Here is a 21,489-nt window from a genome sequence, read left to right as displayed (position 1 = left end):
AGCTTACTTCTTCAGCTGGTCGCGCAACGCGGCGAGCTTGGCGAACGGCGAGTCCGGGTCGAAGCGGACCGGGCGTTCCTCACGCGGCTTTGGCTGGAAGGCGGGTTTTGCGCCTTGGGCGCCGCCTTTGCCGTCCTGCCGGCCAGCCTTCCAGTCGGGCCGGTTTTCGCGCCGGTCCGGGCGTTCACCTTGCGGCTTGCCGGCGCGCTGCTCTGCCGCCTCGCCTTGCGGCCTGGGTTTGAACTTGCTGCGATCGAAGCGTGGCTTGCCGGCGCCGTCGCGCTGGTCGTGGCGCCCCTGACGGGCGGGCCGGTCGCCCGGCGTCGCTTGCCCGCCGGCATCTACCGGCGCATCGCTGCGGCTGTCCGGCGCAGCTTGACCACTGCGCGCGCGATTGTCCCGATGATTGTCCCGGGGGCGGTTGTCATGCTGGCGATGACGCGGGCGCTGGTCGAAACGACCCTGCCGCCACAACAGGATGGGTTTTGGCTCCTCGGCTTCTGGAGCAGCTTCGCCGGCGACGGCTCCTGCCGTCGCTGCAGGTTCGGCCGGCGATGCTTCCGTAGTGTCGGAAACCGGCGGTTCTGCCGGTGCCGCAGCCACAGTTTCCGCCCCAGGTTCCGCCCTTGGCTCGGCCGCTGGTTCCGCAGGCGCTTCAGCAGTTGCCTCCGCGGCGGGCCCGGTCTCTTGCGTGACTTCTGCCGCAGCTTCAGGGGCTGGAGCTTCCGCGACAGGCTCTGCCGTCGCTTCGGTCACAGCTTCGGCCGCCGCCTCCGCAACAGGAGCCGCATCCGACACAGGTTCCGAAGCCTCCGCCGGCGGCTCTGCCGCGGCAGATGCTTCCGCCATCCTCGCCTGCTCGACGCGCGCAGTCTCTTCCGCCGCCTGCTTTGCAGCGGCAGCTTCACGCGCGGCATTGTCCTGTGCTTCGAGCCGCGCCTTGACCTCGGCCGCCGGTTTGGCATCGGCGCGATAGCCGAGTCCCTTCAGGATTTCTTCCATGTCGTCGGCGGTGGCGCCGAGAATCGACATCATCCGCGGCGTCACCATGAAGGACTGGCCGTCATAGGCGCCGTCGGGGCGAGGGCCGAGGCCCGGCTTCCAGTTGGTCGCCGGCCGGATCAGGTCGGCCAGCCGTTCGAGAATATCGACGCGTACAGCACGCCGGCCAAGATTGCGGTAGCCGGCAAGCTTGTAGAAGGTCTTGTCGAAGGTCGGATCGATGACCACCGAGGTGCGGCCGGAGGCCAGTGCGTGAACGACATCGCCGAAACCGGGCTTGTCCTTGCCGTCGTTTCTCAGCGCCCACAGCAGTGTTATCAGCCCGGCCGGCGCCGGCTTGATCAGCGCCGGCACGAAGACATGGTAGGCGCCGAAGCGCACGCCCAGACGGCGAAGCGCCGCGCGGCCTTCCTGGTCGAGCGATTTCATCTCGTCGGCGATGTCGCGACGGTTGATGAGACCGAAATGCTCGACGAGCTGGAAAGCAATGCCGCGGCCGATGCCGGTGATCTGCTCGGCATTCTTGAGGTCGACCAGCGGCTTCAGCAGGGATTCGATCTGGAAATTGACGAAGCGCTCGGCGCGCGCCGCAACCTTGTCGCGGGCCGGGCCGGTGAGTTGCTCGTCGGCCAGCAGAACCAGACGCGGCTTCAAAGCGTCTTCGCCGGCGACCAGCGTGCCGATCGGCGCGCCGATCCAGCGAAGCGTGCCATCCGAACCCAGCGCGATGTCGCCATTGGCCGAGGCGCCGAAGCGCTCGGCCCGCGCCTCGAACTCGGCGGCAAGCGCCTTCTGCGCCGCCGCCCGCACCGCCTTGGCGTCTTCGCCGCCGGCGCTCTGGTCGGCGGTGAAGCGGAAACCTTGCAACTCGCCGACGTGATGGCCTTCGACGAGGACGGTTCCGGTTGGGCTGATTTCGGCTTCAGGCATCGTGTTTTCTCTAAGGCGCCGCATGAGGACGGAAGTCCTGCGGTCTACAAAACGTTTCGTCAACCGCTCATGCAGCGCATCCGACAATCTGTCTTCGATTTCGCGCGTCTTTTCCTGCCAGTGTGCCCGATCGGCCAGCCAGCCGGGCCGGTTGGAAACGAAGGTCCATGTGCGGATCTGGGCAATCCTGTGCGACAGCGTGTCGATGTCGCCTTCGGTTGTGTCGGCACGGCGCACCTGCTCGGCCATGTAGTTCTCGTCGACATGGCCATGCCTGGCAAGGTCCATGTAGATGGAGGCGATCAAGTCGGCGTGCTGGGCCGGCGCGATCTTCCTGTAGTCGGGCAGCGCGCAGGCTTCCCAAAGCAGCGCCACGCGCCTGGCATCGGTGGTGAGTGCCCGCACGTCCTCGTCGCGCGACAGATGCTCGAGCGCCTGCGCGTCCACGGCCGGCAGCGCGCGCGTCAGGCCTTCGACCGGGGCGTTGGTCTCGATCGAGCGCTTCAGCGCATCAAGGTTGGCGAAATCGAAATGCGCGGTGCGCCACTGCAGTACTTTCACCGGGTCGAAATCATGCGCCTCGATTTTGTTGACCAGTTCATCATCCAGCGGATCGACCTGGCCGGTGACGCCGAAGGTGCCGTCGCGCAGATGCCGGCCGGCGCGGCCGGCAATCTGGCCGAGCTCGGCCGCCGTCAGGTTGCGGTACTGGTAGCCGTCGAATTTACGGTTCTGGGCGAAGGCGACGTGGTCGAGGTCGAGGTTGAGGCCCATGCCGATGGCGTCGGTGGCGACGAGGTAGTCGACGTCGCCCGACTGGAACAGCGCCACCTGGGCGTTGCGGGTGCGCGGGCTGAGTGCGCCGAGCACGACGGCGGCACCGCCCTGCTGGCGGCGGATCAGCTCGGCGATGGCATAGACCTCGTCGGCCGAAAAGGCGACGATCGCCGTGCGCCGCGGCAGGCGGGTCAGCTTCTTCGAGCCGGCATAGGCAAGGTGCGACAGGCGTGGCCGGGTCACCACGGACACGCCCCGCAGCAGGCGCTGCAGGATGCCGTGCATGGTGGCCGCGCCCAGCAGCAGCGTCTCCTGCCGGCCGCGCAGATGCAGGATGCGATCGGTAAAGATGTGTCCGCGTTCGAGATCGCCGGCGAGCTGGACCTCGTCGATGGCAACGAAGGCGGCGTCGGTCTCGCGCGGCATCGCTTCCACGGTGCAGACCGAGTATTTCGCGCCAGCCGGCTGGATCTTTTCCTCGCCGGTGATGAGCGCAACCTTATGGGCGCCGACCTTCTCGCAGACGCGCGTATAGACCTCGCGGGCAAGCAGCCTGAGCGGCAGGCCGATGACGCCGCTTTCATGCGCCACCATGCGCTCGATAGCGAGATGGGTCTTGCCGGTGTTGGTCGGGCCGAGCACGGCCGTCACGTCTCGACCCGACAGGATCAGCGGTTCAGTATGTTTCGGATGGATGTTCATCGGCCTGGAAATAAGGCTCTCTGCCTCGCATTGTCGGGAGCGCGCCCATATTGGCCGCGTATGACAGGCGACACATAGGGATTTCGGGCGCGAAGCGAAAGCGGAATATGCCGAGGGCAGGCCGATTGGTTGGTTCGAAGCCAGAAAATCTGTTCCCGATTAACAGTTGGAACGAGTCTGGAACGAATCAGCGACGAATCACTGACTCGCGCTGATTCAGGGTTTGTTCACGGCTACATCTGGGTTTTCTGTCGGCATACCTCACCACATGCTGAATCACGGAAACTGGCCCGATTTATGCAAGCGGCATCCAAGCGAGCACTGCGGTTAACCTTTGCCGGTGAATGGTCGTGGCTGGCCAACCTGCTTCGCACAACATTATGAAATTATTGATGTTTCCTAATGCGCTTTAATCATTTCGCGGTGTTTTCAGCTCTCGCCGTTAACGCTCCGCTCAAAGCCGGAACGAATCGGCGACGAATCAGCGATAGCTGAAGTTTCTTGGTTTGTTCACCGCAACATGTTGTGTCGTGAACAGCTTTTCCACCGAGAATCCACAGGCTGCCGGGCGGCTTTTGCACAAGCTGCGAGTTTGCCGTTAACCTTTGCGTGCCGGATTGGGGCAGCGTGCTGCATCGAGATCTTGCAACGGGAAGACCGCTATAGAAACGGGCCGTTTTGCAGGCCCGTTCGTCCAAGCGAGGATCTGTCTCAACGTAAAGACAAACGATCAGGCGACGTACTGGCCGCCATTGGCTGATATGGTCGAGCCGGTGATGAAACCGGCATCGTCGGAAGCGAGGAAGACGACGCAGCGCGCGATCTCCTCCGGCTCGCCGAGACGGCCGACCGGGATGTGCGGGATGACGCGCTCGTTGAGGACCTTCTCGTCCATTGCCTTGACCATCTCGGTGGCGATGTAGCCGGGGCAAATGACGTTGACGGTGATGCCGGCGCGCGCGCCTTCCTGGGCCAGTGCCTTGGTGAAGCCGATATCGCCGGCCTTCGAGGCCGAATAATTGACCTGGCCGACCTGGCCTTTCTGGCCGTTGATCGAGGAGATGGTGATGATGCGACCGAACTTGCGGTCGCGCATGCCGCCCCACAATGGATGCGTCATGTTGAAGACGCCGGAAAGGTTGGTGTCGAGGACCTCTTTCCATTGCTCGCGGGTCATCTTGTGGAACATCGCGTCGCGAGTGATGCCGGCATTGTTGACCAGCACCGAGACGGGACCGAGATCGGCTTCGATCTGTTTGATGCCGGCGGCGCAGGCCTCGTAGTCGGCGACCGACCATTTATAGACCGGGATGCCGGTCGCGGCCTTGAACTTTGCCGCCGCTTCTTCATTGCCGGCGTAGTTTGCGGCGACCGAATAGCCGGCGCTTTTCAAGGCGACCGATATCGCCGCGCCGATGCCGCGCGACCCGCCTGTGACGATTGCAACCTTTATCATATGTCCTCCCGGGAAATGCAGATGACTGAGCGTTGAAGCGGTGGGGTTTGCCCTCTATTCCCTACTCGCTTTGCGCCAGCATCGTATTCGTATCGCTTGTCTCATCACAATGCTTCCACGCACATGGCAACACCCATGCCGCCGCCGATGCACAGCGTGGCAAGGCCTTTCTTGGCACTTCTGCGGCGCATCTCGTAGACCAGCGTGTTGAAGATGCGGGCGCCCGAGGCGCCGACCGGATGGCCGATGGCGATGGCGCCGCCATTGACGTTGACGATGGCCGGATCCCAGCCCATGTCCTTGTTGACGGCGCAGGCCTGCGCGGCAAAGGCCTCGTTGGCTTCGACCAGATCGAGGTCGCCAACCGACCAGCCGGCCTTGGCCAGCGCCTTGCGCGAGGAGGGGATCGGTCCCGTCCCCATGATCTGCGGGTCGACACCGGCGGTCGCCCAGGAAACGATACGCACCAGCGGTGTGATGCCGCGCCTTGCGGCTTCCGCTTCGGTCATCAGCACCACGGCGGCGGCGCCGTCGTTGATGCCGGAAGCATTGGCAGCCGTCACCGTGCCTTCCTTGTCGAAGGCGGGCTTGAGCTTGGTCATGGCATCGATTGTCGCGCCGTGGCGGATGTATTCATCCTGGTCGACTACGGTGTCGCCCTTCCTGCCCTTGACTGTAAAGGCAACGATCTCGTCCTTGAATTTCCCGGCTTTCTGCGCGGCCTCGGCCTTGTTCTGGGAAGCCAGTGCGAACTGGTCCTGGTCGTCGCGGGTGATCTGAAACTGGCGGGCGACGTTCTCAGCGGTGTTGCCCATATGATAGCCGTAGAAGGCATCGGTCAGGCCGTCCTTGATCATGGTGTCGATCAGCCTGAAATCGCCCATCTTGACGCCACCGCGCAGATGCTGTGCATGCGGAGCCATCGACATCGATTCCTGGCCGCCGGCAACGATGATCCTCGCGTCGCCCTGGGCGATCTGCTGCATGCCGAGCGCGATGGCGCGCAAGCCCGAGCCGCAGAGCTGGTTCAGGCCCCAGGAGGTCGCCTCCTGCGGTACGCCGGCAGCCATTGCCGCCTGCCGCGCCGGGTTCTGCCCTTGAGCCGCGGTCAGAATCTGGCCGAGAATGACCTCGTCCACCTCCTTGCCGTCGACGCCGGCACGGACCAGCGCTTCCCTGACGGCGACGGCACCCAATTCATGGGCTGGGGTGTTGGCGAAGGCGCCGTTGAAGGAGCCGACGGGCGTGCGCGCTGCACTGGCGACAACGATGGCGTTGGAAGCGGACATGTTCTTCTCCAGGCTTTCGGGGAATGATTTCGGGTGCCGTCGGGGACTTTTCTTGCCCTTTCCACAACCCGAGTCAAACCCGAAATGGGCATGGCGTCCCACTCCCGCAAGTATGCCGCCCGTCGCTGCAACGGCGGCCCGTCCGTGCTGCGCAGCATAAAATGTTCCCGCACTGCACAAACTGCTTGGATTCATGACGCTTTTGCGCATATCCTTTAAAAAGGCGCAATCGTTACCGGCGGCTTACTTAAGCTGCCCGGTGTCCGGGGAGGATGCAGATGGCCGCAAAAGACGAACCTATTGTTATCAAGAAATATGCCAATCGCCGTCTCTACAATACGGGCACCAGCACCTATGTGACGCTCGAGGATCTCGCTGAAATGGTCAAAAGAGGCGAGGACTTTACTGTCCAGGACGCCAAGACCGGTGACGACATCACGCATCCGGTACTGACCCAGATCATCTTCGAGCTGGAGAACAAGGACGGGCAGAACATGCTGCCGATCCCGTTCCTGCGTCAGCTCATCGCCTATTACGGCGACCAGATGCAGATGATCGTGCCGAGCTTTCTCGAACAGTCGATGCTGGCCTTCTCGAAGGAGCAGGAGCGCTTTCGCGAGCAGATGAAAGATGCGCTCGGCAAGTCGCCGATGGACATGATGAAGATCGCTACGCCGATCAAGGTGCTGGAGGAGCAGACGCGGCGCAACATGGAAATGTTCCAGAACGCCATGCGGCTGTTCACGCCGTTCCCGCCCGCGGGCTCGGCGCCGGCAGCAGCGCCGGCCGAACCGGCCAGGAAGGAAACGCCGGAAAAACCCGACGACCTTCAGGAGCTGAAGGAGCAGATCGCCGCGATGCAGCGCAAGCTCGACACGATGTCCTGACTGCCGGCTGGCGAAGTGCAGCGTCGGACCTTCCTTCAGGTGCTGCTGAGACTTCGCAAGCAGCGCGGCTAGACTAGAGCTGCTCCGGCAGCGGTCCCTGGTAGCGGGCGCGTGGCCGGATCAGGCCGTTGCTCGTCACCTGCTCCACGGCATGCGCGGCCCAGCCGACGCTGCGGCCGAGCGCGAACAGGCGGAACGGCGCATCGGACGGCAAACGGAGACCGCGCGTCAGCGCGGCCAAAGCGAAATCGACGTTCGGGCGCATGCCCGTTGCCGCAAAGGCCGCATCGCAAAGCCGTAACAGCCCATCATCGACATCTATCGCGGCCAGCAACGGTTCCGCACGCGGATCGCCGTCGGGATAAAGCGGATGGCCAAATCCGGGCAGCGGCCTGTCGTGACCGAGCCAGCGTCCGACAGCCGCGTCCGGCCCCAATCTCTGCGCATCTTCCGCCAGCATCATGACCGCCTCCGCGGCGCCGCCATGACGCGGCCCGGAGAGCGTGGCGAGGCCGGCAAGCAGGCAGGCCGAAACAGGTGCGCCGGTGGACGCGGCGACCCGTGCGGCGAAGGTCGATGCGTTCAATTCGTGATCGGCCAACAGTACCAGTGAGCGGCGGATCAAGTCTGCGCCGGCCGCATCGAGCGACCATCCCCGCGCCAGCCTTTCGTGCACGGCACCAGTTCCGGGAATCGCGCCGAGCGCCTGGGCCAAAGCGGCGATGGCGCCGGCCGCATCGTGGTTGAGCGAAGCCGATCTTCGGCCGAGCGAAGGCCGGCCGTTGGCCGCCAACGCGGCCAATTCCGCGAAGGCAGCCGGCCGGCCAGTTGCGCCGTTGCCATGGCGGCTCGCCGAGACGAACGACACCGGTGCGTCAGATGCCCAAAGCAGGTTTGCCGTCTGCTCCAGCGTGGCAGCCTCGCAGAGAGCAACCGCATCCTGGCCGCGATAGACAAGGCGGCCATGCAAAACGGTCGAGATCGTGGTGGCGATCGCCGGCTCACCCCAGGCAATTGCACTTTCGGCGATTGCCTGCGGATTTCGGCCACGAGCCCGGCGACTCGCCAGCGCCGCGATGTCGTCGGCGCGATACTGGCTGCGGCGTGGATCCGCCCGGTCCGGCCGCACGCCGATGCGCCCGCGGCTGACATAGGCATAGAGGGTCTGGGCTCGCACCTTGAGACGCTTCAGGGCTTCGTCCCGCGTCAGCCACTCCGTCATGTCAGCCTTGTCATGTTGATTCCATTGATCAAGATTGATGGTCCAGTCACCAACCCTTATCTACCACCCGGAAAGGGTCAAGGAGAAAACCGATGGCGAATGGGCTCGATGATGTTGTGGCGGCGGAAACGGTGCTCTCCGATGTCGACGGTCTTGGTGGCCGCCTGACCATCCGGGGCCATTCGTTGCCCGAACTGGCAGGTCGCTGGAAATACGCCGAGGTGGTTCATCTGCTGTTCGACGGCTTTTTCGACGATCTTCCCGACGGCAGGGAGCTGGCGAACGCGATCGGTCGGGCGCGCAGCGAAGTGTTCGAGCAGATCAAACCCTTGCTGCCGTTTCTCACATCCGTCGATATCTACAGCGCGATGCGCGCCGGTATTGCCCTGCTGCCGGATGGTGACAAATTGTCGGACGCGCTGCGGCTGGTTGCGGCACCTGCCGTGGTGACGCCGGCCTTGCTGCGCTTGCAGCGCGGCGAACGCCCGATTGCGCCCGATAGCAAGGCCGATCATGCCGCCGACATGCTGCGGATGCTGACCGGCATTGCGGCCTCGCCTAAATTGGCGAAGGCGCTCGATGCCTATCTCGTGACGGTTTGCGACCATGGCCTCAACGCATCGACCTTCGCCGCGCGCGTGGTCTCTTCGACGCAGGCCGGGCTTACTTCGGCGGTGCTGGCCGGGCTCGGAGCGCTCAAGGGGCCGCTGCATGGCGGCGCGCCAGGTCCGGTGATTGAGATGCTGGATGCGATCGAGGCGCATGGCGACGCCGCCGGCTGGCTGCGTAGCGAGATCGCGCGTGGCCGCCGCATCATGGGCTTCGGGCATCGCATCTATCGCGTGCGCGATCCGCGTGCCGACGTGCTGAAAGCGGTGGTGCGCCAGCTCGGCGCCAGGGGCGAAAGCGGCCACCGGCTGGCCTTTGCCGAAAGCGTGGAGCAGGCGGCGCTCGAAGTGCTCCGCATCGCCAAGCCGTCGCGCTCGCTCCAGACCAATGTCGAGTTCTTCACAGCGCTCCTGCTGGAAGCGGCGGGCTTTCCGAAAGAGGCGTTCACCAACGTCTTTGCTGCCGGGCGCGTCGCCGGCTGGATTGCCCATGCGCGCGAGCAGCAGACGAGCGGACGGCTGATCCGGCCGCAGTCGCGCTATATCGGGCCGGTGCCGGACCTCGTCGCCTGAGGATGTTTCCCTCGCATACTTGCGAAAACCGGTCGCAACAGCCGGTGCCGAACACCTCTCTCGTCGGGACGAGAGAGGTCTACATGACAAAAATTTCATGTCATTGCTCCACACATCCGCTGTTCTTGGGTGACAGAGAGCCTATATGTTGCAGTGCAGCATGGTTCACGGGAGCCCGCCTCGAAAGGAATAAAGCCGCCTTGACCGCCAGAAAAACCGCCATCGTCACCGGTTCCACCTCGGGCATCGGCCTGGCCATTGCCCACGCGCTCGCGGCCGAAGGCTGCAACGTCGTCGTCAATTCCTTTTCCGACACCGCCGACGATCACGCCATCGCCGACGCGATCGCGAAGCACCACGAGGTGAAGACCGTCTACGTCAAGGCCGACATGTCGAAGCCGGCCGAGTGCCGGGCTTTGGTGGCGAAGGCAGCCGAGGCATTCGGCTCGGTCGACATCCTGGTCAACAACGCCGGCATCCAGCATGTCGCGCCGGTCGAAAGCTTCCCGATCGAGAAATGGGATGCGATTATCGCCATCAACCTGTCATCGGCCTTCCACACCATCGCAGCCGCCATCCCGTTGATGAAACAGGCCGGTGGCGGCCGGATCGTCAACGTCGCCTCGGCCCACGGCCTTGTCGCTTCGCCGTTCAAGTCGGCCTATGTCTCGGCCAAGCATGGCATTATGGGCTTGACCAAGACTGTCGCCCTGGAGCTGGCGCGCGACAAGATCACCTGTAATGCCATTTGTCCGGGCTATGTGCTGACGCCGCTGGTCGAGGCGCAGATCCCCGACCAGATGAAGGCCAACAAGATGGACCGCGAGACGGTGGTCCGTGAGGTCATGCTCGACAGGCAGCCTACCAAGGAGTTCGTCACCGTCGAGCAGGTTGCGGCGGCCGCGGTGTTCCTATGCTCGGATGCGGCGGCGCAGATCAACGGCACGCACATCTCTGTCGACGGCGGCTGGACCGCTCAGTGAGGCTTCCAGCGGTCAAGGGCCACGCCATGCCGAAAAACGGCAAGGCGGAAGAGCCAAAGAAGATCAATGTCGCGCTGCAAGGCGGCGGCTCGCACGGGGCGTTTTCCTGGGGCGTGCTCGATCGGCTGCTCGAGGACGGGCGCCTCGACATAACGGCGGTTTCGGGCACCAGCGCCGGCGCCATGAATGCCGTGGCGCTGGCCGACGGCTTTGTCCGCGGCGGTGTCGAGGGCGCGCGGCGGAAGCTCGACGATTTCTGGCGTGCGGTGGCGGCAAAGGGCCGCTTCAGCCCGGTACAGCGCATGCCCTGGGACGTCGCCTGGGGCAATTGGTCGATCGAGAACACGCCCGGCTATTTCCTGTTCGATACGATGTCTCGGGTATTTTCGCCCTATGTCGCCAATCCGCTCGCAATCAATCCGCTGCGCGACGTGGTCGAACGTGAGATCGATTTCGACAATGTGCGCGCCTGCAAGTCGATGGAACTGTTCATTTCCGCTACCAATGTCGAGACCGGCCAGTTGCGGGTCTTCTCGGACGGCGAGATCGACCTCGACACAGTGATGGCGTCGGCCTGCTTGCCGCAATTGTTCCGTGCCGTCGAGATCAAGGGCGTGCCCTATTGGGATGGCGGTTATGGCGGCAACCCGGCACTGTTCCCGTTCTTCAAGACGGCGGCCACCGAGGACGTGCTTTTGGTGCAGATCAATCCGGTGGTCCGCGAGGGAACGCCGAAGAGCGCCAATGAGATCCAGAACCGCATCGACGAGATCACCTTCAACGCCGGGCTGTTGCGCGAATTCCGCTCGATCGCCTTCGTCAAGGAACTGATCGCCGCCGGCCGATTGCCGCACGGCGAATATCGCGACATCCGCATGCACCGCATCGATGCCGACGAAGCGTTCAAGGATCTGTCGGCATCGTCCAAGGTCAATGCCGAATGGGCGTTCCTTGCCTATCTGCGCGACCTCGGCCGCACCGCAGCCAGTGATTGGCTGGAAGAAAATTATGACGCCGTCGGCAAGCGGCCGACGATCGATCTGTCCGGCGAACTCGACGACGGCTTGAAGCCTTTGCGCGGGCCGGCGCCGGGTCGGCGGGTCAAGGAGTTTCTTGCGGCGCGCAAGCAGCCCGAGGCCGCCCGCCGTCCGGCCTAGCTGCTTCGCAAAGCAGATGGCATTCGCAATCTGTCCAATCATCCTGACACTTGCTGCCATGCCGCTGTTTTGGCAATCAACAGCCGATGCTGCGGCCGCATCTTTGCGGACAAAGCAACAATCCATCAACTTTTCTGACTATATTGCGATGCAACTTTGAGGTAGAAGCGCGCTTCGCCGATCACGGCAATTTGAATACGGCCTCGCGCGCACCCATATCGGCGACGCGCCCCAAGTAGAAGATGCGGCCTGGCCGAACCCCGCGCACTGGAAAAAATGACGATGCCGAAATTCAGGTTTCACAAGCTTGCAGCCATTGTTGTGCTTATCGGTTTCGCCGGCTGGATGGCGACAGGCGAGTTCTCGTCCGTCGGCAGCGCGTCCGCCGACAACAAGCCCAAGGCAGGAGAGGTCGAGCAGCCCAAAACAGCCGACGCAGGCAAGCCCCAAACTGGCAAACAGGGGGCTGCCAAGCCGGGGACTGCCGAGGCGGAACAGCCCAAGGCGCCGTTGCGCACGGTCGCGGTCATAACCCCGCCGCGGCGCACCTATGCACGCGCTATCCGCATTTCCGGACTGACCGAAGCCGATAAGCGCGCCGTCCTGGCGACACGCGTCGCCGGCGTCATCGACAAGCTGCCGGTCAAGCAGGGCCAGCACGTCAAGACCGGCGACCTGATCCTGATGCTTGCCGCCGAGGAAAAAATCTCGGCGGTCGACAATGCCAAGCAGCTTGTCGTGCAACGTGAGGCAGAGCTGGCTGCGGCCCTGGGGCTGATGAAAACCGGCAATCTGCCCAAGCTGCAGCTCGACACAGCCCGCTCCAACCTGACGCTGGCCAAGTCGCTACTGGACGCAGCGCAAGCCGAACTCGACCGCAACGAGGTGAAGGCGCCCTTCGACGGCGTTATCGACCGGGTGCCAGTGGAGCTTGGCAGTTCCGTCATGCAGGGCGGCGAAGTGGCGACCATTCTGAAGCTCGATCCGGTGATCGCCCGCGGCGAAGTCAGCGAACGCGATCTCGGCTATCTGAAGATCGGCGACAAGGCCGATGTGCGTCTGGTCAGCGGCCAGAATGTCGAGGGCACGGTGCGCTACATCAGCCGCGATGCATCTTCGGCTACCCGTACCTTCCGCGTCGAAGTCGCCATCCCCAACGCCGATGGTTCCGTACCGGCCGGCATGACGGCAGAAATTGCGCTCAGCGCCCAGCCGACCGACGCCGTCATGCTGCCGCGCTCGGTGGTGACGCTCGGCGACAAGGGCGATCTCGGCATTCGCGCCGTCGACAAGGACGACGAGGTCGTGTTCTTCCCGATCGACCTGGTCGACGACACGCCGACCGGCCTGGTGCTCGGCGGCATTCCGGCCGACGCCCGCATCATCGTCGCCGGCCAGGAGCTGGTGAAGGAAGGCGAAGTGGTCAAGCCGGTCGCAGCCGACCAGGCGACCATTCAAAAGCTGTTGGGCGAAGCGACGGCCGGGACGCAGTAATCATGGACATCGTCAAACTTGCAATCAGCAATGCCCGGCTGACCATTTCGGTCCTGGTCTTTCTCATCCTTGCCGGTGCGGTCGCTTACCAGTCGACGCCGAAGGAAGCGGAACCCGACGTTCCGATTCCGATGATGTATGTCAGTCTGATCTACCAGGGCATCTCGCCGGAAGACTCCGAGCGCCTCCTGCTGCGGCCGATGGAAGCCAAGCTGAAGAGCCTGAAAGGCCTCAAGGAGATGCGCTCGGCCGCCTTCCAGGGCGGCGGTTATGTGCTGGTCGAATTCCAGCCACAGACGGATCTCGCCACGGCGCTGCAGGACACGCGCAGCAAGGTGCAAGACGGCAAGGCCGACCTGCCGCAAGCGGCTGAGGAGCCCGTGGTCTCCGAGGTCAACATCTCCGAGTTCCCCGTCCTGGTCGTGACGCTGTCGGGCGAGGTGCCCGAGCGTGTGCTGACGGCGGCGGCGCGCGAGCTGCGCGACCGCATCGAGGAAGTGCCTGGCGTGCTCGAGGGCTCGCTGCAGGGTGCGCGCGACGACCTCGTCGAAGTGGTCATCGATCCGATGAAGCTGTCTTCCTACGGGCTGCAGCTCGACCAGTTGATCGGTGCGGTCGGCGCTTCCAACAGTCTTGTCGCCGCCGGCAACATCGAAGGATCCGAGGGCAAATACGCGGTCAAGGTGCCCTCGCTTATCGAGACACCAGAGGATGTGGCGGCGCTTCCGGTCGTCGCCGGCCCCAATGCGGTGGTGCAGGCCAAGGACATTGCCACCATCCGCTCCACATTCAAGGACGCCGAGACGGTCACCCGCCTCGACGGCAAGCCGGCGATCGCCATCGAGGTGAAGAAGCGCATCGGCTCCAACCTGATCGATACGATTGGCAAGGTCAGGGAGGTGTCCGACGCCTTCATCAAGACGATGCCGGAGGGCATGCACGTCACCTACACGCAAGACAAGTCGGTCTTCGTGAATCAGTTGCTCGGCGACCTGCAGAACCACGTGATGATCGCCGTGATCCTGGTGTTCATCGTCATTCTCTACGCGCTGTCTGGCCGTGCCTCGCTGCTGATCGGATTGGCCATCCCATCATCCTTCCTGATCGGCATCCTGTTGCTGGCAATGATGGGCTACACGATCAACATGATCGTGCTGTTCAGCCTCATCCTGGCGGTCGGCATGCTGGTCGACGACGCCATCATCGTCACCGAATTCGCCGAGCGCCGCATGAGCGAGGGCATGCCGAAGGAGCAAGCGTTCGCGCTTGCCGCCAAGCGCATGGCCGGCCCGGTCATCGCGGCGACGATGACGCGCATTGCCGCCTTCTCGCCGCTGTTGTTCTGGCCGGGCATCATCGGCGACTTCATGAAATACATGCCGATCACGCTGATCGTGACGCTCTCGGCCTCGATGCTCTATGCGCTGGTCTTCGCGCCGACGCTGGGCGCGATATTTGCCAAGGCGCCGGCCCATCACCCCGACGACAATCGCGACGGCTGGTACATGGCCGTGGTCAAGCAGGCGGTGCATTATCCCATCACCGTGCTTGTCCTCACTGTGGCGCTGTTGTTCGGCGTCGGCTACGCCTATTCGAAATTCGGCGCCGGCGTCGAATTCTTCCCGAATGTCGAGCCTGACTACGGCCTGCTCTATGTCCACGCCCGCGGCAATCTTTCGCTCGCCGAAATGGACGCGGCCACCAAGACCGCGGAAAATCGGCTGCTCGGTTGGCCGGGCGTGAAGTCTGTCTATACCCGTGTCGGCAAGACGCAGGGCGGCGGCCAGGATGTTCCGGAAGACGTGGTTGGCGTGATCCAGTACGAATTCGTCGACTGGCGCGAGCGTAAATCGGCGAACTCAATCCTGGACGAACTGCGCGGCGTTATGGCCGGCATTCCCGGTGTCGACGTCGAGGTTCGCGTGCCGGAAGCCGGCCCGCCTACCGGCAAGCCGATCCAGATCAGGCTTTCGGCCGTCGATCCGAAGGGCCTTGACGACAAGGCCCGCGCCGTCGCCGCGCGCATTGCCAAGGTGCCCGGCGTCATCGATATTTCCGACGGTCTGGCGCCGCCCGGCGTCGACTGGGCGCTCGAGGTCGATCGCGCCAAGGCGGCGCAGTACGGCATCAGCCCAACCGCGGTCGGGACGGTCGTGCAATTGGTGACCAACGGGCTGAAGCTCAGCGAGTACCGGCCCGCCGGCGCCGACGATGCGGTAGACATCAGGCTGCGCCTGCCCGAGGATCGGCGCACGCTGTCGACGCTCGACGAACTGCGGGTGCAGACCGCGCAAGGCTCGGTGCCGATCTCGAACTTCGTCGTGCGCAAGCCGGAGCCGACGGTCGGTATCCTCAACCGCATCGACGGCGCGCGAACTGTGGTCGTCCAGGCCAACGTCGCTGCCGGCGCCCAGGTGGCAGCCGTCCAGCAGGAGGTCACCAAAGCTGTCGCCGACATGAACCTCGGCAGCGGCATTCGCTGGAAGCTTGCCGGTTCGAATGAGGACAGCGCAGAGGCTGGTGCCTTCCTCAGCAAAGCCTTCGGTGCGGCGATCTTCCTGATCTTCATCGTGCTTCTGGCGCAGTTCAACAAGTTCACCAGCGTCTGGCTGGTGCTGTCCTGCGTGGTCATGGCGACGATCGGCGTGTTCCTCGGGCTGCTGCTGACGGGAGAGGCATTCGGCATCGTCATGTCGGGCATCGGTGTCATCGCGCTGGCCGGGGTGGTGGTGAACAACAACATCGTGCTGATCGACACCTATGACCGGTTGCGCGAAGAGGGCTGGGACAAATACGAGGCCGTTCTGCAGACCTGCCGCGAGCGTGCCCGCCCGGTGGTGCTGACCGCGGTGTCGGCGATCCTCGGCGTGCTGCCGATTGCCTTCGGCCTCGGCCTCGAAATCTTTCATCACGAGACGACGATCAACGCGCCGTCGACGCAATGGTGGATTTCGCTGTCCTCGGCGATCGTTTTCGGGCTGTCCTTCGCCACCGTGCTGACGCTGGTGGTGACGCCGTCGATGTTGATGGTATTCACCCGCGCCAAGGTCAAACCCGGTGCGCGTCGGGCCTGGTTCAGCCGCCTGTTCGGGCGTCGCAAGGCCGAAATCCCGTCGAAAGGCCTGGACGCCGATCTGGGCGCCGAACCGGCGATCGCCTTCCCGAAGGCCGCCGAATAGAGTCCGGATCGCCGTCCTGATCAAGCAAAGGCCGCCCGGGAACAATGGGCGGCCTTCTGCATTGTTCCGTCATTGCAACCTCAAAGCGAGGATTTTCTGATGACGATCAGCACCATTCTCATCATTATTCTTATTCTTATTCTGATCGGCGCGGTTCCGGCGTGGCCGCATTCCCGGTCCTGGGGTTACGGACCATCCGGCATCGTCGGCGTCATCCTGATCGTTGTCCTGGTGCTGCTGTTGATGGGCCGGATCTGAGCGCAACCTTCCTCCCCGACCAGCGGCGGATGACCGTGAGGCCATCCGCCTTTTTTGGTTTGTTGTTAGGCAGCTTTTTGCGTCGTCTTGAGCGTGGCGATGCCGATATCCTCGAGCGCTTCCGACACCGCATTTTCCAGCGGCGTGTGCGGGATCGTACCGATAACGCTTTCCAGCCTGCCTGAAACCAGCCGGTGCGGCTCGAAGCGGAGATAGGACATCGAAACGATCTCGCGCCACATCGCCACGAACGGGCCGCCGGCACGCAGCACCCACCACGGCATCGACGTCAGTTTCAGCGAGCGCCCGAGCGCCTTCTCCGCGGCCGCCTTGATCTGCAGGTCGGTCACCGCATGGCCGGGAAAGTTCAGCGCCTCGTAGAAGCCGAGCTTGTCGAGATTGTCAGCCAGCCCGACGAAGGTCTTGGCCAGGTCGGGTAAATAGGCCCATTCATGCACGAGATCGACCGGCCCTGGGGCGGTATAGACGCCCTTGGTCATCTTGGCGGCAACAACCAGATCGAACCACGATCCGCTGCCGGTGCCGCCGAAGAAATCACCAGCGCGCAGCAGGATCGTGCGCACTCGACCTGCATCAGCCTCGCGGCGAAACAGATCTTCCATGGCGACGCGGATACGGCCCTTTTCCGTCGTCGGGCGAAACGGCGTGTCTTCGGCGATCACCGCCGGCATCTGCGAGCCGTAATTGTAGACGGTGCCCGGGAAGAGATGCAGCGCGCCGTTCGCCCGGCAGGCAGCCATCACATTCTCGGCCATCGGCAGGCATTTGCTCCAGTCGGTGTAGAGCGGGTTGAGGCCGTTGAAAATGATGTCGACGCCTTCGGTCGCGCGGATCAGCGCAGCACGGTCGAGCGCGTCGCCGGCGATCGCCATAGCGCCTTTGAGCTCGGCCGGCACCTTGCCGCTGCGGGTGATGGCACGGACATCGTAGCCGGCATCGAGGAAGGCCTTGGCGACCGTGCGGCCGAGGCGGCCATTGGTGCCGAGAATTGCGATCGTGGTCATTGTTCGTCTCCGTGTTGCGTTACGACCCCAATATTGTCTCTTCGCAAACGAATGAAAATTGACTACGATTGGCGATATGATATTCAATTTTGAATGGATATTGACTGGAACCTGATCAAGAGTTTCGTCACCGTGGCGGAGACCGGCAGCCTGTCGGCCGCCGCGCGAAAACTTGCCGCCAGCCAGCCGACGCTCGGCCGCCACATCACCGAGCTGGAACAGGCGCTCGGTGTCACGCTCTTCCGGCGCGGGCGGCGTGGCTACGGGCTCACGGAAGCGGGCAACACGCTCTTTGAACGGGGCCGCGCGGTGAGCGAGCAGGCGAGCGCCTTTTCGCTGCTGGCGCTGGGATCGGTCGAGGCGATAGAGGGTACGGTGCGCATTGCCGCCAGCGAAGTGGTGGCGGCCTATGTGCTGCCGGAAATCACAGCGAGGCTTGGGTTCGAGGAGCCGGGCATCGAGGTCGAGATCGTCGCCTCGAACCAGGTCGAGAATCTGCTGCGTCGCGACGCCGACATTGCCATCCGCATGGTCAAGCCGGCGCAGAATGAACTGGTCGCGCGCAAGGTGACCGACATTCCGCTCCGCGCCTGCGCGGCAAAATCCTACCTCGACCGGCGTGGCCGTCCGCGCGAGGCCCGCGATCTTGCCGGCCATGATCTGGTCGGCTTCGACCGCAGCGACGAGATCATTCGCGGCTTTGCCCAGTTCGGCGTCCCGCTCGCCCACAATGCCTTCCGCTTCAGGACCGATAATCAGATCGTGCTGTGGGAAGCGGTGCGGGCGGGAAACGGCATCGGCTTTGGCCAGGAGCCGCTCGCCGACCGTGATCCGCTGGTCGAGACAGTGCTGCCGGGTCTCCCACTGCCGACGCTGCCGGTGTGGCTGGCCATGCATCGCGACGTGCGCACCAGCGTGCGCATCCGCCGCGTCGCGGATTTCCTCTACGAAGAGTTCAAGCGCTATTCAGCCGGTGCAGGCTCGGCAGCAAATTCAGCGCGGTGAGCGAGCCCAGCCATCACCAGCACGACGACCAGCAGCCCGGACAGAGCGACGAAGATCGGGCCGAAGCTCGAGTGTTCGGCGATGAAGCCGATCGCCGACGGCGCCACCAGAATGCCTGAGTAACCCATTGTGGTGACGACGCTCATGCCGGTGCCGGACGCCATGCCCTCCTGGTTGCCGCCGGCCGAAAAGATGATCGGCACCATGTTGGCAATGCCGAGGCCGCAAAAGGCAAAGGCGGCAATGGCCAGCCAAGGCGAGGGAGCCAGCCCGGCCACCAGCATGCCGGCAGCAGCGGCAAGAGCCGAGGCGCGCAAGGTCGTAACGGCACCGAAACGGTTGCGGACGCCATCGCCGAGGAAGCGCATGACGGCCATGACACCGGAAAAGGCGGCATAGGCCAGGCCTGCGATGGCAAGATCGGCGCCGAGCTCCTGCCTGAGATACAGCGCCGCCCAGTCGAGTACCGCACCTTCGGAGATCATTGTCAGCAGCGCCATGAGCCCAACCAGATAGACCAGCGGGTTTGCCGGCAGCGCGAATTTGTGGTGCTCGGCGACTGGGTGCTTGTCCTCGGCGATCAGGTAGCGGACCGCTACGGCGATGACGGCAAAGGCAAGAGCCGTCACCACCGTCGCATGGGCGAGGTGACCGTAGTTCTGGATGGCGAAACCGCCCAAAGCGCCGCCGGCGAAACCGCCAAGGCTCCAGAAGCCGTGCGAGGACGACATGATGGCACGGGACAGCCGCCGTTCGACTGCCACTGCATTGGCATTCATGGCGACGTCCATGCCGCCGATTGAACCGCCGAAGATGAACATGGCGACGGCCGCAAGGGGCACGTTGGGGGCCAGAGCCACAACCAAAAGGCCGAAGCTGCCGGCAAGTCCGAACCAGCGCAGCACCGTGCGCGAGCCATGCTTCGAGATCAGATGGCCGCACCAGGTCATGGCAGTGACGGCGCCGGCACCGAACAACAGAATCAGCAAGCCGAGCGTGAACTTCGAAATGTCGAGTCGCGTCAGGAACACCGGGATCTGCGGCGCCCAACTGCCGGTCAAGAAGCCGTTGGCGAGGAAGATGCCGCCCACTGCCCAGCGTCCACGAATCGCGATCTGCGTGATTTTCTGCGCGTCCATCGGGTAGAATCCGGTCCGGAAATGGCGTTGCGCGGCAAATTAGATCGATTCAATTCGCAGTCAAGCGCTCTTCGCCGAAAGTGCTTGGACCAGACGCTACGTCCTCTCGCGTCGGCCAACCACCTCGGCGGTCCACTCCGAAATTCCTACGGCTCGGGATAAGGCCCGCCATCCTTGTGCACAAACCGGCCGTCAGCGTTGGTGCTCATCATGTCGATGTCGGAGCAGGTGGCGACGTCGTCGGGCCAGCGCGAACCGACTTCGAGATAGATCGCCATCGCGCCCGATTTATTGATCATGTGATGGCCGTTGCCTGATCCTTTCGGAAAGGCCGCGCAATCACCGGCGCGCAGCACCGTCTCGCCGGCATCTTCGACGAGCGTCAGCTCGCCTTCAAGCACGTAGACGAATTCGTCTTCGTGCGAATGCCAGTGGCGCTGGCTCGACCAGTTGCCCGGCGGCAGGCGCATGAGATTGATGCCGAAGTCGGTGAGCCCGCCTGCGTTGCCTAGCCGCTGGCGCACGCGTTCGGCACAGGGTGCATCGAACGGCGGTGGATAGGATGAGCCCTTGCAACGTCAATCTTAGGCACGGCGTCCTCCCTAGTGATCCCTAGGGCGCCTTGCCTCGAACTCGGCCTTCTTGGCGTCGGAGGCTTCGACCTGGTTCAGTGCCTGCCACTCGGCATAGGGCATGCCGTAGATGATCTCGCGCGACTGTTCCTTGCTGAGTTCGACACCTTCGGCTTGCGCCGCATCGCGGTACCAGTTGGACAGGCAGTTGCGGCAGAAGCCGGCGAGGTTCATCAGGTCGATGTTCTGTACGTCGGAACGCTCGCGCAGATGCGCGACCAGCCGGCGGAAGGCAGCGGCTTCGAAATCGCGCTTTTGTTCGTCGCTGAGTTCGGTCATGTCATGTTGGCCTCCCTTGGGCCTCATCATACCGGCCCGGTGCGAGAGCCGAATATTTTCACCGCATGTATATCGGCACGTCGATCTATCGCGTCAACGATCGGCGCCAGCCGTTCGGCCCAGGCGAGGGCACCCTTGCGGTCGGCGATCAGGTCCTGGCGGACCTCGAGCAGCGCATGGGCAAAGCCGTTGACGATGGCGTGCCTGAACATGGTATCGCCGCGCAGTGCGCCGTCATAGGGTTCGTTGTCGCCGACGATGAGGCTCTTGTCCTCGGCGAACATGTCGATCAGCGGCCGCGCAACGCGGTCGTCCAGGTCCCACAATATGCCGGCGTGCCACGGCCGCACGAATCCCTGCATGGTCGGTGTGAAGGAATGCACCGAAAAGATGAAGGGTGCCTGCGCGGATGCTCGCGCCACAGAGGCGATCATGGCGCTGACGGCATCATGATAGGGGCGGTAAAAGCGGTCCAGCCGTCTTTCGCGCTCCTCCGGGGCCATGGGATAATTTCCCGGGATGATGGTGCCGTCATAGAGCTGACGAATCAGCGTTGGATCGTCTTCGCCGCGATTGGGGTCGATCAGCAGTCGCGAAAAATTGGCAAGCACGGCCGGAACGCCGAGCAGACTTGCGAGTTCGCGGGTTACAGTCTCGACGCCGATGTCGTAGGCGATGTGGCGGTCGAACTCCGCCGCCGGCAGGCCGAGACTGCCATACTCCTCCGGCAGGTCGCGGCGGGCGTGATCGGCCAGAAGCACCATGCCGCGCTTGCGATCGCCTTCGACGATATCGAAAGGCGCGAAAACTGTGGATCGGGTCATTGGCGGGAAAGGTCTGTTCGCTGGCTTTCGGGGAGGGTGGTATCGTCATTCCACGAAGAGAACGCTTG

Annotated in this window: 18 protein-coding genes; 9 read left to right on the top strand and 9 right to left on the bottom strand. The window is 63.7% G+C overall.

All coding sequences use genetic code 11. The features are described 5' to 3' along the window. Positions 1 to 3 precede the first annotated feature (3 nt). The 3 genes from NKH67_RS01525 to NKH67_RS01515 all read right to left on the bottom strand — a co-directional run bounded on the left by NKH67_RS01525 (position 4) and on the right by NKH67_RS01515 (position 6,156). On the bottom strand, positions 4 to 3,411 hold the full coding sequence (locus tag NKH67_RS01525) for a helicase-related protein (RefSeq protein ID WP_353030184.1): 3,408 nt from the start codon (positions 3,409 to 3,411) through the stop codon (positions 4 to 6). Positions 3,412 to 4,141: 730 nt separating this feature from the next. Continuing rightward, entirely contained in the window at positions 4,142 to 4,867 is a 726-nt protein-coding gene (gene phbB, locus NKH67_RS01520) for an acetoacetyl-CoA reductase (RefSeq protein WP_352683387.1), read from the bottom strand. A gap of 104 nt (positions 4,868 to 4,971) precedes the next feature. Then, positions 4,972 to 6,156 (bottom strand): acetyl-CoA C-acetyltransferase, encoded by a 1,185-nt coding sequence (locus tag NKH67_RS01515; protein ID WP_353030182.1) that lies wholly within the window; start codon positions 6,154 to 6,156, stop codon positions 4,972 to 4,974. A 278-nt stretch (positions 6,157 to 6,434) separates the two neighbouring features. Between NKH67_RS01515 and phaR the strand changes: the two genes are divergently transcribed. Continuing rightward, positions 6,435 to 7,043: a polyhydroxyalkanoate synthesis repressor PhaR gene (gene phaR / locus NKH67_RS01510; protein ID WP_023678449.1), complete on the top strand. Its 609-nt coding sequence runs from the start codon at positions 6,435 to 6,437 to the stop codon at positions 7,041 to 7,043. Between the two features lie 73 nt (positions 7,044 to 7,116). On the opposite strand, the gene NKH67_RS01505 is transcribed toward phaR, so the two are convergent. Continuing rightward, the gene (locus NKH67_RS01505; protein ID WP_352452507.1) at positions 7,117 to 8,265 is read right to left on the bottom strand and encodes a citrate/2-methylcitrate synthase; all 1,149 of its coding nucleotides are present in this window, start codon (positions 8,263 to 8,265) and stop codon (positions 7,117 to 7,119) included. 92 nt (positions 8,266 to 8,357) lie between these two features. Between NKH67_RS01505 and NKH67_RS01500 the strand changes: the two genes are divergently transcribed. The 7 genes from NKH67_RS01500 (at position 8,358) to NKH67_RS01470 (ending at position 16,517) form a co-directional block, all read left to right on the top strand. Further along, a complete protein-coding gene (locus NKH67_RS01500; RefSeq protein ID WP_352683390.1) occupies positions 8,358 to 9,446 on the top strand; it encodes a citrate synthase/methylcitrate synthase in 1,089 nt (362 codons plus the stop codon). A gap of 200 nt (positions 9,447 to 9,646) precedes the next feature. After that, the gene (locus NKH67_RS01495; RefSeq protein WP_352489286.1) at positions 9,647 to 10,429 is read left to right on the top strand and encodes a 3-hydroxybutyrate dehydrogenase; all 783 of its coding nucleotides are present in this window, start codon (positions 9,647 to 9,649) and stop codon (positions 10,427 to 10,429) included. 26 nt (positions 10,430 to 10,455) lie between these two features. Further along, the gene (locus NKH67_RS01490) at positions 10,456 to 11,586 is read left to right on the top strand and encodes a patatin-like phospholipase family protein (RefSeq protein WP_352452521.1); all 1,131 of its coding nucleotides are present in this window, start codon (positions 10,456 to 10,458) and stop codon (positions 11,584 to 11,586) included. Positions 11,587 to 11,602: 16 nt separating this feature from the next. Continuing rightward, complete coding sequence (locus tag NKH67_RS01485) at positions 11,603 to 11,746, top strand: hypothetical protein (RefSeq protein WP_352452504.1); 144 nt, start codon at positions 11,603 to 11,605, stop codon at positions 11,744 to 11,746. A 122-nt stretch (positions 11,747 to 11,868) separates the two neighbouring features. Beyond that, complete coding sequence (locus NKH67_RS01480; RefSeq protein WP_352683392.1) at positions 11,869 to 13,080, top strand: efflux RND transporter periplasmic adaptor subunit; 1,212 nt, start codon at positions 11,869 to 11,871, stop codon at positions 13,078 to 13,080. A 2-nt stretch (positions 13,081 to 13,082) separates the two neighbouring features. Next, positions 13,083 to 16,259 carry an efflux RND transporter permease subunit gene (locus NKH67_RS01475; protein WP_352683394.1) on the top strand — a complete coding sequence of 1,059 codons (3,177 nt, stop codon included), beginning with the start codon at positions 13,083 to 13,085 and terminating at the stop codon, positions 16,257 to 16,259. A gap of 99 nt (positions 16,260 to 16,358) precedes the next feature. Then, positions 16,359 to 16,517: a DUF3309 family protein gene (locus tag NKH67_RS01470; RefSeq protein WP_023678456.1), complete on the top strand. Its 159-nt coding sequence runs from the start codon at positions 16,359 to 16,361 to the stop codon at positions 16,515 to 16,517. 65 nt (positions 16,518 to 16,582) lie between these two features. On the opposite strand, the gene NKH67_RS01465 is transcribed toward NKH67_RS01470, so the two are convergent. Further along, the gene (locus NKH67_RS01465; RefSeq protein ID WP_353030179.1) at positions 16,583 to 17,542 is read right to left on the bottom strand and encodes an SDR family oxidoreductase; all 960 of its coding nucleotides are present in this window, start codon (positions 17,540 to 17,542) and stop codon (positions 16,583 to 16,585) included. A gap of 93 nt (positions 17,543 to 17,635) precedes the next feature. Between NKH67_RS01465 and NKH67_RS01460 the strand changes: the two genes are divergently transcribed. Beyond that, on the top strand, positions 17,636 to 18,547 hold the full coding sequence (locus tag NKH67_RS01460) for a LysR family transcriptional regulator (RefSeq protein WP_352683398.1): 912 nt from the start codon (positions 17,636 to 17,638) through the stop codon (positions 18,545 to 18,547). Here the strand turns inward: NKH67_RS01460 and NKH67_RS01455 are convergent. The 4 genes from NKH67_RS01455 to NKH67_RS01440 all read right to left on the bottom strand — a co-directional run bounded on the left by NKH67_RS01455 (position 18,505) and on the right by NKH67_RS01440 (position 21,421). Continuing rightward, on the bottom strand, positions 18,505 to 19,686 hold the full coding sequence (locus NKH67_RS01455; protein WP_352683400.1) for an MFS transporter: 1,182 nt from the start codon (positions 19,684 to 19,686) through the stop codon (positions 18,505 to 18,507). The genes NKH67_RS01460 and NKH67_RS01455 overlap by 43 nt on opposite strands. Positions 19,687 to 19,832: 146 nt before the next feature. Further along, positions 19,833 to 20,210, bottom strand: coding sequence for a cupin domain-containing protein (locus NKH67_RS01450; protein ID WP_502893702.1), 378 nt, complete (start codon positions 20,208 to 20,210; stop codon positions 19,833 to 19,835). Positions 20,211 to 20,288: 78 nt separating this feature from the next. Continuing rightward, on the bottom strand, positions 20,289 to 20,597 hold the full coding sequence (locus NKH67_RS01445) for a DUF1244 domain-containing protein (RefSeq protein ID WP_292663476.1): 309 nt from the start codon (positions 20,595 to 20,597) through the stop codon (positions 20,289 to 20,291). Between the two features lie 26 nt (positions 20,598 to 20,623). Then, a complete protein-coding gene (locus NKH67_RS01440) occupies positions 20,624 to 21,421 on the bottom strand; it encodes an N-formylglutamate amidohydrolase (protein WP_353030176.1) in 798 nt (265 codons plus the stop codon). Positions 21,422 to 21,489 lie beyond the last annotated feature (68 nt).

Origin of the sequence: Mesorhizobium sp. M0968, assembly GCF_040319065.1 — a bacterium.
Classification (GTDB): Bacteria; Pseudomonadota; Alphaproteobacteria; order Rhizobiales; family Rhizobiaceae; genus Mesorhizobium.
Note: the sequence above shows the minus strand (reverse complement) of the source record. Positions and strands in the feature narration are given on the sequence as shown.